The 8,321-nt window shown below is 60.5% G+C and carries 9 protein-coding genes and 1 pseudogene; all 10 read right to left on the minus strand.

Going from position 1 to position 8,321, the window contains the following annotated elements; all coding sequences use genetic code 11:
* Window positions 1-24 precede the first annotated feature (24 nt).
* On the minus strand, window positions 25-285 hold the full coding sequence (minE, locus tag HJB83_RS12040; RefSeq protein ID WP_003548116.1) for a cell division topological specificity factor MinE: 261 nt from the start codon (window positions 283-285) through the stop codon (window positions 25-27).
* A complete protein-coding gene (gene minD, locus HJB83_RS12045; RefSeq protein WP_207585319.1) occupies window positions 282-1,097 on the minus strand; it encodes a septum site-determining protein MinD in 816 nt (271 codons plus the stop codon). The genes minE and minD overlap by 4 nt, the downstream gene beginning before the upstream one ends.
* A 79-nt stretch (window positions 1,098-1,176) precedes the next feature.
* Window positions 1,177-1,896 carry a septum site-determining protein MinC gene (minC, locus tag HJB83_RS12050; RefSeq protein WP_221131944.1) on the minus strand — a complete coding sequence of 240 codons (720 nt, stop codon included), beginning with the start codon at window positions 1,894-1,896 and terminating at the stop codon, window positions 1,177-1,179.
* Between the two features lie 210 nt (window positions 1,897-2,106).
* Window positions 2,107-2,709: a PAS domain-containing protein gene (locus HJB83_RS34585; protein ID WP_207585321.1), complete on the minus strand. Its 603-nt coding sequence runs from the start codon at window positions 2,707-2,709 to the stop codon at window positions 2,107-2,109.
* A gap of 122 nt (window positions 2,710-2,831) precedes the next feature.
* Window positions 2,832-4,169 carry an NAD(P)-binding domain-containing protein gene (locus HJB83_RS12060; protein WP_221117760.1) on the minus strand — a complete coding sequence of 446 codons (1,338 nt, stop codon included), beginning with the start codon at window positions 4,167-4,169 and terminating at the stop codon, window positions 2,832-2,834.
* A gap of 109 nt (window positions 4,170-4,278) precedes the next feature.
* The gene (locus HJB83_RS12065; protein WP_221131945.1) at window positions 4,279-5,319 is read right to left on the minus strand and encodes a DUF3445 domain-containing protein; all 1,041 of its coding nucleotides are present in this window, start codon (window positions 5,317-5,319) and stop codon (window positions 4,279-4,281) included.
* Window positions 5,320-5,352: 33 nt separating this feature from the next.
* Window positions 5,353-6,318 carry a PDR/VanB family oxidoreductase gene (locus tag HJB83_RS12070; RefSeq protein WP_207585324.1) on the minus strand — a complete coding sequence of 322 codons (966 nt, stop codon included), beginning with the start codon at window positions 6,316-6,318 and terminating at the stop codon, window positions 5,353-5,355.
* Window positions 6,315-6,920 carry a dimethylamine monooxygenase subunit DmmA family protein gene (locus HJB83_RS12075; protein WP_207585325.1) on the minus strand — a complete coding sequence of 202 codons (606 nt, stop codon included), beginning with the start codon at window positions 6,918-6,920 and terminating at the stop codon, window positions 6,315-6,317. Before HJB83_RS12075 ends, HJB83_RS12070 begins: the two co-directional genes overlap by 4 nt.
* A gap of 11 nt (window positions 6,921-6,931) precedes the next feature.
* Window positions 6,932-8,065, minus strand: coding sequence for an aminomethyltransferase family protein (locus tag HJB83_RS12080; protein WP_221131946.1), 1,134 nt, complete (start codon window positions 8,063-8,065; stop codon window positions 6,932-6,934).
* 136 nt (window positions 8,066-8,201) lie between these two features.
* Window positions 8,202-8,321, minus strand: a pseudogene (gene purU / locus HJB83_RS12085) (formyltetrahydrofolate deformylase); the annotation flags it as partial.

An 8,321-nucleotide genomic window follows, 5' to 3' on the forward strand; every position in this document is an offset into this window, starting at 1 on the left:
CGTCTGAACAGGCAGCGCCCTCTTTCAAGCGGCCTGCACGGCTGCATTCAACGGGATTTCGACATCGATCTCGAGCGTCGAGACGTATTCGTTGCGATCGATCGTCACCTGCACCTTGTCGTGGTCGAGCTGTACATGCTTGGCGATTACCGCGAGAATTTCCTCGCGCAGCAGCGTGACCAGGTCCGACCCGGCTGAAGAGCGCTCGTGGGCAAGAAGCACCTGCAGGCGTTCGCGAGCGGCCGGTGCGGTTCTCTGCTTGTTGAAAAGACGGAAAATATTCATGCCGCCCTCCGTCCGAAGATCTTGCCGAAAATATTCCGCTTTTCCTCAGGGATCGCCATCGGCAGGGTCTCGCCGGCGAGCCGGCGGGCCGCATCGAAATAGGCCATCGCAGCCGCGCTGCGGCTGTCTGCCAGCGTGACCGGCGCGCCGATGTTCGATGCACGCAGAACATCCATGCTTTCGGGCACGATGCCGAGCAGCGGGATGGACAGGATCTCCAGGACGTCGTCAACCTTGAGCATGTCGCCGCGCTCGGCGCGGTTGGCGTCGTAGCGGGTGAGAAGCAGGTGCTTTTCCATCCGCTCGCCGCGTTCGGCCTTGGCGGTCTTGGAATCCAGCAGGCCGATGATGCGATCGGAATCGCGTACCGACGAGACTTCCGGGTTGGTGACAACAACGGCAGCATCGGCATGGCGCATGGCAAGCGTTGCGCCGCGTTCGATCCCGGCGGGGCTGTCGCAAATGATCCAGTCGAAATAACGCCTCAGGTCAGTGATGACGCGCTCCACGCCCTCGGCCGTCAAATTATCCTTGTCGCGCGTTTGCGAGGCCGGCAGCAGGAACAACGTCTCAAGCCGTTTGTCGCGGATGAGCGCCTGGGTGAGCTTGGCGTCGCCCTGGATGACATTGATCAGGTCGTAGACGACCCTGCGCTCGGCGCCCATGATCAGGTCGAGATTGCGCAAGCCGACGTCGAAATCGACGACGACGACTTTTTCATTGCGTTGCGCCAGCGCCGCTCCCAATGCGGCGGTCGAGGTCGTCTTTCCGACCCCGCCCTTGCCTGACGTGACGACGATCACTTTCCCCATGTCTCTCTCCTTTGCCGTGGCGCAATTCAAAGTGTTTCAACGTCCTTTGCGCATCTTATGAAAGCGCGCGGCGCTGTCGTCAGATCAGTTTCTCTGCCATGATCGCGTCGTCTTCCAGCCAAAGCTGAACAGCTTGTCCGCGAAGATTGGAGGCCATGTCCTCGGCCATTTTGTAGATGCCGTCGATTGCAACCAGCTCGGCCTCGAGCTTGCGGCAGAAAATCCGCGCCGATGCGTTGCCGATGGATCCTGCCATGGCGCGACCGCGCAGCGCCCCGTAGATATGGACCGATCCTCCCGCAATGACCTCCGCGCCGGAGGCGACCGATCCGATGACCGTGACGTCGCCTTCCGGGAAGATCACCGATTGTCCCGAGCGCACGGGCTCCCTGATGACGATCGATTGCATCGCCGGACGGGGTTCGGCGGCTGCCTGTTTCCCGACCGGATCGACAGGCTCATTCGCCTGAACCTCGATGTCGGAAGCCGAGCGGCCGCCTTTGAGCGCCGGGGGCATGCCCGTGCCGAGCATGGAAGGCCGTGCGCCTTCGATACCCATGATGCTGACATTGCGCTTGGCAAGTTCGGCAATCAGGTCCTTCATCTGCGGCCGGTCGATTTGCAGGTCCGTCAGGTCGAGCACGACAGGCCGTCCGAGGAAGAAGCCGGCCGAGCGCGCGGCCAGATCGTCCAGCCTGATCAACCAATCATCGATGGGAAGATCCGGGGACAGCATGACCGCGAGGAAAGAGCGGCCCTTGATGCGGATAGAGCGAGCGTCTGTTAGCACTTTGGTCATCTATGTGAAGAAATCGTTGACCATGTCTAGCGCGGCTATGGTTAACAAAAAGTTAACGCGGCCTTAACATTCCCCACAATGAGATAAGATACTTCAACCGCAAAACTGCGGCAAGTCCTTGAAAATGTGTTGTAATATCAGCAGGCGTAGAGCGGTTAACGATCCAGCCTTCGACCCGAGCCATAATTATTTCGCTGGCCGGGGAAACGCTCAGCCTTCCGCCTTGCGTTGTGCCTCGGAAATGGCGCGCGCGGCCTCTTCGGAGGAGTTGGCGAGCGAGCGCATCTCGGCGGCAAGCACGGCAAAGCCCGATCCGGCGGTGCCGGCGCGGGCCGCCTCGATGCCGGCATTGACGGCGAGCAGCTTCAGGTAGCGCAGCGATTGCAGGATCTCGTTGGTCTTCGAAGCGGTGACGCGCATGTCGGCGGTCCGTTCATCGATTCGCTGATAGAGCGATTCGATGTTGATGATGCTGCCTTCGAGGTAGAGAAGCTCGCCCTTTTGATCCCAGATGCCGCCGCCGGTCTCTGTCACCCAGATGAGATGACCCATTGCATGGCGGATGCGGTATTCCATCGTCCAGTCCACGCGCTTCTCCAGCGCCCGGCCGACGATTTCGTCCATCAAAGGCACGTCTTCCTCGTACATGATCGAGGTGAAGGTTCGCGTGCGGTTGCCGACGATTTGGTCGGGGGGATAACCGAAGATGCGCTCGATGCCGTCGGTCATCTCAAGCATCGTGTAGTTTTCATCGGCACGGCAGCGATAGAGAAAGCCGCTCATGCGTCCGAGAATGCTCGTTTGAAAATCCATGAAGACCACGTCCGAAGAGAAGAGTTGCAGATGGATTTATGTCGTCACGTTCCAAAGGCGTGGGCCGCAATATGCGGGACGAAGGTGTGCGAACACCTTGTCCCGCGGCAGTCTTCGCCCGATCAGTTGCGCAGATATTCCTCCTTGGAATCGTCGAGCGCGTCGACCCAGGGCGTGTGGTGCTTCGGCGACATGTTGCCGGTCATCAGCGATCGATAGGCATGGTCGCGAAAGCCCATGATATTGTGGGCCTTGTGATGTTCCCACTCCATGAAGGTCCGGTTGGTGCCTTCGATGTCGAAGGAGGGATAATCGGTCTCGGCAAGCAGTTCTTTCACATAATCGCCCTGATACCAGATCATCTGTTCGGCATCCTCGAGCGTCTCCTCGCGGGCGCGCCACATGTCGAAATTGGCTTTCAGCTCCTCTTGCGGCGGCAGCGCGATGCGGCCCATCATCACGTCGCGCGCCCACCAGGCCTGTACGTCGAACATGTTGAAAGTATAGAACTGGTCCTGCATACCGATATAGAAGAGCTGCGGGTTCTTATCGAAGATCACCCCCTTGTAGAGACTGTCCGCCCAAAGGCGGTTGGCGGTCTTCAGCCGGAGGTCGTCAGGCAGGAAGGGGAAGTGATGCTGGTATCCGGTGCAGAGGATTACCGCATCGACCTCCTTGGTCGAGCCGTCGAGGAAATGCGCCGTGCGGTTTTCGAGCCTGGTCAGCAGCGGCCGCTCCTCGAAATTCTCCGGCCATTTGAAGCCCATCGGCTTCGAGCGGTAACTCGTCGTCACCGATTTCGCGCCGTATTTCCAGCATTGCGAGCCGATGTCCTCGGCCGAATAGCTGCGGCCGACGAGTAGGATGTCCTTGCCCTTGAACTCCAGCGCGTCGCGGAAGTCGTGGGCATGCAGTACGCGGCCGTTGAAGGCCTTCACGCCCTCGAAATAGGGCACGTTCGGCGTCGAGAAATGACCTGATGCCACGACGACATAGTCGAATTCCTCGTCATACATCCGGTCCTCGACGCGGTTATGCGCCGTCACCGTGAATTTCTTCGTCGCTTCGTCGAAGCGGACCATACGCACCGGCGTGCTGAAGCGTACCCAATGGCGGACATTCGCCTTCTCGACGCGGCCCTTGATATAATCCCAGAGCACGGCGCGCGGCGGATAGGAGGCGATCGGCTTGCCGAAATGCTCCTCGAAGGAATAGTCGGCGAATTCGAGGCATTCCTTCGGACCGTTCGACCAGAGGTAACGATACATGCTGCCATGGACCGGCTCACCATATTCGTCGAGGCCGGTGCGCCAGGTATAGTTCCAGAGCCCGCCCCAGTCCGACTGCTTTTCGAAGCAGACGATCTCCGGGATCTCGGCGCCCTTCTGGGCAGCCGATTGAAAGGCGCGCAGCTGCGCCAGCCCGGAAGGACCGGCACCGATGACGGCTACTCTTGTCATGAAGCATTCCCCTCTTGATTATGCGATATCGATTTACGAAAGAAATTCAAATCGTTACGGTGTTTTCCGCGCCTGAGAGATGCGCGGTGCTGGTGTGCATCGCGGCGCCTCAGTCGGGAAAGATGCCGGGGCTGGTCGGAGCGCCATCGTCATATTTGGATAGCCAGTCGATCGTCGTCTCGCGGAAACGGGTGAGGCCCTTATAATCGATGAGCTCTGGCGGCAGTGTCTTCAGCACGCGCGGGAAGCGCCGCGCCCACTTCGGCACGGTGACGAGTTCTTCCATGTTCATCAGGTAGCAACGGATGACGAAAAGGATGGCGTTGGAACGCGGCAGGCGCCAGAGGCTCTGCAGCTCGACGCGCAGATACACCTTCTCGCCGACATTGCCCGATGTCACGGTGGTGCGATCTGGACCCCATTTGTGATAATTCTCGGGGCTGGTGTCGAGCCGCGGATTGATCGTCATCGTCCAGTTGAACCGCCGTGTCGGCTTGCCTTGCTGCAGGTTCAACAGGAATTTCAGCGCCCGGTCGAAGACGCCGATCTGGTGGGCGAGCGGCACCGGCCCATGCCATTCCATGAAATTCATGCCGATATCGAAATCGAGCGACCAGTCGGCCTGCGTCGTTACCATGCCGGCATCCATCCACAGATTGCCGTCGCGTTGGTCGACGATGCAGAAATCGCCCTGGGCCTGGCGGGTGATGTATTCGAACGGCTCATAGGGCAGCGTCGAGGCATCGCCGAAGGTGAAGCTGTCGTCGATGCCGAGCGGGCGGTTGATCCAGCGCCACTGGTCGCCGTTGCGGATCAGCGTGAAATGGTCGGGATTACCCGCCGCCTTCTCTTCCATCAGCAGTTCCAGCGTATCCCATTGCGCGCTCATCATGTGCGGCAGGGCCTGATAGCGAAGCGGATCCTCCTTCAAAACAAGTGCCCGGTCGTGCATCTCGGCGACATAATGTTCGTCGACGTCGATCAGGTTTTCGAAGACGGTGCCCGCCCGGCCACGCACATGCGGCTCCATGTTGACGGAATACATGTATTCGTCGCGCTCGAAGGGAAACGGGAAGCGCCGGATGTTTTCGGGGCTGTTGCCGTAGCTGAAATCATTCCGGAAGGTTTCCTGCTTGAAGGCTATTGCCATATCGGTCTCCTTGTTACGCTTCATCCGATGCCGTCAAAGATCGAGATGCAGCCTGTTTCCCTCGAAGCGGGAAACGCAGATCATCACCTTGCGGCCGGAGGCCTTTTCTTCGCTCGTCAGATAGACGTCATTGTGCAGCAGCTTGCCCTCGCAGGTGACGACCCCAGTCTCGCATTGACCGCAGGCGCCGCCGCGACAGAGGAAGGGTGCGTCGACGCCCGCCGCTTCGATCGCCTCCAGCATGCTTTCGTGATGGCCGACCTTCACGCTCTTGCCGGAGCGGATCAGCTCCATCGTGAAAGGCTTGCCGGGCAGCGACGACAGGAACCGTTCCGAATGCAGATTCTGTTCCGGCCAGCCGGCATTGACGCCGGTTTTCAGCACGCCATCGATCATCCCGGACGGGCCGCAGACATAGAGATGCGTACCGAGCGGCTGGCTGTCGAGCAGGCGCGTCAGGGGGATGGCGGCGCCTTCGGCGTCGCAATGGATCTTGATGCGATGGGAACCGTAGCGCTCCAGCAGTTGCCGCCAATAGGCGCCGCGATCGCGCGTGCGGATGGCATAATGCAGCTCGAAATTGGCGCCCTCGCGGGAGAACTGCTCCATCATCGCGATGAAGGGGGTAATGCCGATGCCGCCGGCGATCAGAAGATGCTTGCGTCCGCGCCAGTCCGGCTGGAAGAGATTGACGGGGTAGCTGACCCTCAGTTCGTCGCCTTCGCTCACCTTCTCATGCATGAACGTGGAGCCGCCGCGTGAATCCTCGACATGCAGCACGCTGATCTCATAGGCTGCGCAATCATGCGGCGGCGACATCAGCGAATAGGCGTTGCGGCGCATATGGCCGCCATCGTTCATCGAGACGATGATATGCGCGCCGCCGGAAAAATAAGGCATCGGCTTGCCGTCGAGGCGCTCGAAGCGGAAACGTTTGACGCGTTCGGCGATCGGGGTGATCCGCGCCACGCGGACGGGAATTTCTGTGCCGCCGCTCAAAGGAACAACTCCTCGGGGTCGGGCGCGCTGCCCGGTTCTTCCGCATCGATATTGACGCCCTGGAAGGCGGCGAGCCGGCGCGAATAATGATCGCGCACCAGAAGCGTCAACCCGCAATGGCTGCAGGTAAAGGGACTGGCGGTGACGTCGTCGGTAATGCCCTTGCAATGAACGCATTGCACGCGTCTGGCGAGCGACCCGCGGTGCTCGGTGATGACGGAGGCGTGGTCCATGCCGTAGTCGAGCGCCACCAGCATTGACTGGCCGATGAAGCCTTCGGTGCCCGCAATATAAAGCCGCGTGCCCATATGGGCGGTGGCAAGCGAGCCCTTCAATCGGAAGAGCAGTGTTGCGATCGTCGGGGCCGTGAAAAACATGTCGGCGCCGAGCTGGCGCAGTGCCTCGTCCAGGCCGGAACCTTGCGAGCCGCGGGCGACATAGAGGATTTCGCTGCGGGAAAGGGCGGTTTCGTCAAGCGCCGGCCGCTGGTCGAGGAGAGCCTTGGCACCCTCCCCTTCGAGTGCGAAAATGTGCCGCCGGGCGTGCGGCTGGATGGTCAGGCCCGTGTAGACTGGTCGGCTCTTGATGCCTGCAACGAGCATTTGCGTGCTCCTTAACCTACGGCAGTCCTCTTCTTCTTCTCCGGATCGTCGAAGGGGAGCGTGTGGGCGGTGGCGTTTGCCTTCACGGTCTTGCCGCGGACTTCGAGTTTCGTCCCATGCACCGCCTTGTCAACGTCAAGACGGGCAATCGCCATGGATTTCTTCGTCAGCGACGAATAGCTCGGGCAGGTAATGACGCCAACTTTCTTGCCATCGGCAAAAACGTCGTCGCCGAGATCGGCCGGTCCATCGGCATCGATCAGCATGCCGAAGATCTTGAAGCGTTCCTTGCCCTTGAGGCGGGCATGTTCCTCGGCGCCGCGGAAGCCCGTCTTGCCGGGGCTGACGGTGAAGTCGAGGCCGAGTTCCCAGAGGCTGTCGCCGGGCGGCTGGTCGGCGAAGGGATACATCTGCGAATTGTCGTAGGGGTAGAACAGCAGGTAGCTTTCGACGCGCAGCATGTCGAGCACGGAGAAGCAGCAGGGGATGATGCCCATCTCCTTGCCTTCCTCGACGATCCGGTCCCAGACCATGACGGCGTCCTGGCCGCGCACGAAGATCTCGTAGCCGCGTTCGCCGGTATAGCCGGTGCGCGAGATCATCACCGGTGCGCCGAACAGTGTCGTCTGCATGTGGTGGAAATATTTGAGATCGCGGATGCCCGGGACGTATTTGGCGAGATAGTCGACCGCGAGCGGACCCTGCAGCGACAGGTCATGCAGGTCGTCGTCGAAGAGCACGGCGCAATTTCGGCCTGCCGCCTGCCTGACGATCTCCTCGTGGCCGGAGCCGGAGCCGTGCACCAGCATCCAGGAGTTCGGGCCGGTACGATAGACGATGCAATCGTCGGTGAAGTGGCCGCGCTCGTTCAGCATGGTCGCATAGACCGAGCGGCCGGGATAGATCTTGGTCAGGTCGCGGGTGGTCATGGCGTCGAGGACGGCGATGGCGTGCGGGCCGACCAGGTGCACCTTCTTCAGGCCCGAGACATCCATGATGCCGGCCTTGGTGCGGACGGCGACATGCTCTTCCGACATGTCCTTGTCGTAGGTCCAGGCGGTTCCCATGCCGCTCCAGTCCTCAAGCTTCGACCCCAGAGCGCGATGCCGATCCGCTAGCACTGAGAAACGCCATGATAGAGCCATTCCCGTTCCCTCTTATTTCTTCTACGGAATATTTATTTCCTGAGTATATAAGTCTTTCGCGCCATGGCAACCCCGCCCGCCATGCATTTCCCCAAAACTTCTGTAGCCTCTGCGCGCCGCCGATTGATCCCCGCGATCAACCCATGCGTTCGGAGGCGTAGCTGCCGGGGCTTGCCGGGAAGACCACGGTGCGGTTGCCGTTGATGAAGGTGCGGTGATGGATATGGGCGTGGATGGCGCGGGCCAGCACCTGGCT

This window comes from Rhizobium sp. NZLR11, assembly GCF_019685115.1.
Taxonomy (GTDB): domain Bacteria; phylum Pseudomonadota; class Alphaproteobacteria; order Rhizobiales; family Rhizobiaceae; genus Rhizobium.

Coding starts and splice junctions, on each gene's coding strand:
- minE (WP_003548116.1), bottom strand. CDS start 285: ATGAATATTTTCCGTCTTTTCAACAAGCAGAGAACCGCACCGGCCGCT.
- minD (WP_207585319.1), bottom strand. CDS start 1,097: ATGGGGAAAGTGATCGTCGTCACGTCAGGCAAGGGCGGGGTCGGAAAG.
- minC (WP_221131944.1), bottom strand. CDS start 1,896: ATGACCAAAGTGCTAACAGACGCTCGCTCTATCCGCATCAAGGGCCGC.
- HJB83_RS34585 (WP_207585321.1), bottom strand. CDS start 2,709: ATGGATTTTCAAACGAGCATTCTCGGACGCATGAGCGGCTTTCTCTAT.
- HJB83_RS12060 (WP_221117760.1), bottom strand. CDS start 4,169: ATGACAAGAGTAGCCGTCATCGGTGCCGGTCCTTCCGGGCTGGCGCAG.
- HJB83_RS12065 (WP_221131945.1), bottom strand. CDS start 5,319: ATGGCAATAGCCTTCAAGCAGGAAACCTTCCGGAATGATTTCAGCTAC.
- HJB83_RS12075 (WP_207585325.1), bottom strand. CDS start 6,920: ATGCTCGTTGCAGGCATCAAGAGCCGACCAGTCTACACGGGCCTGACC.
- HJB83_RS12080 (WP_221131946.1), bottom strand. CDS start 8,065: ATGGCTCTATCATGGCGTTTCTCAGTGCTAGCGGATCGGCATCGCGCT.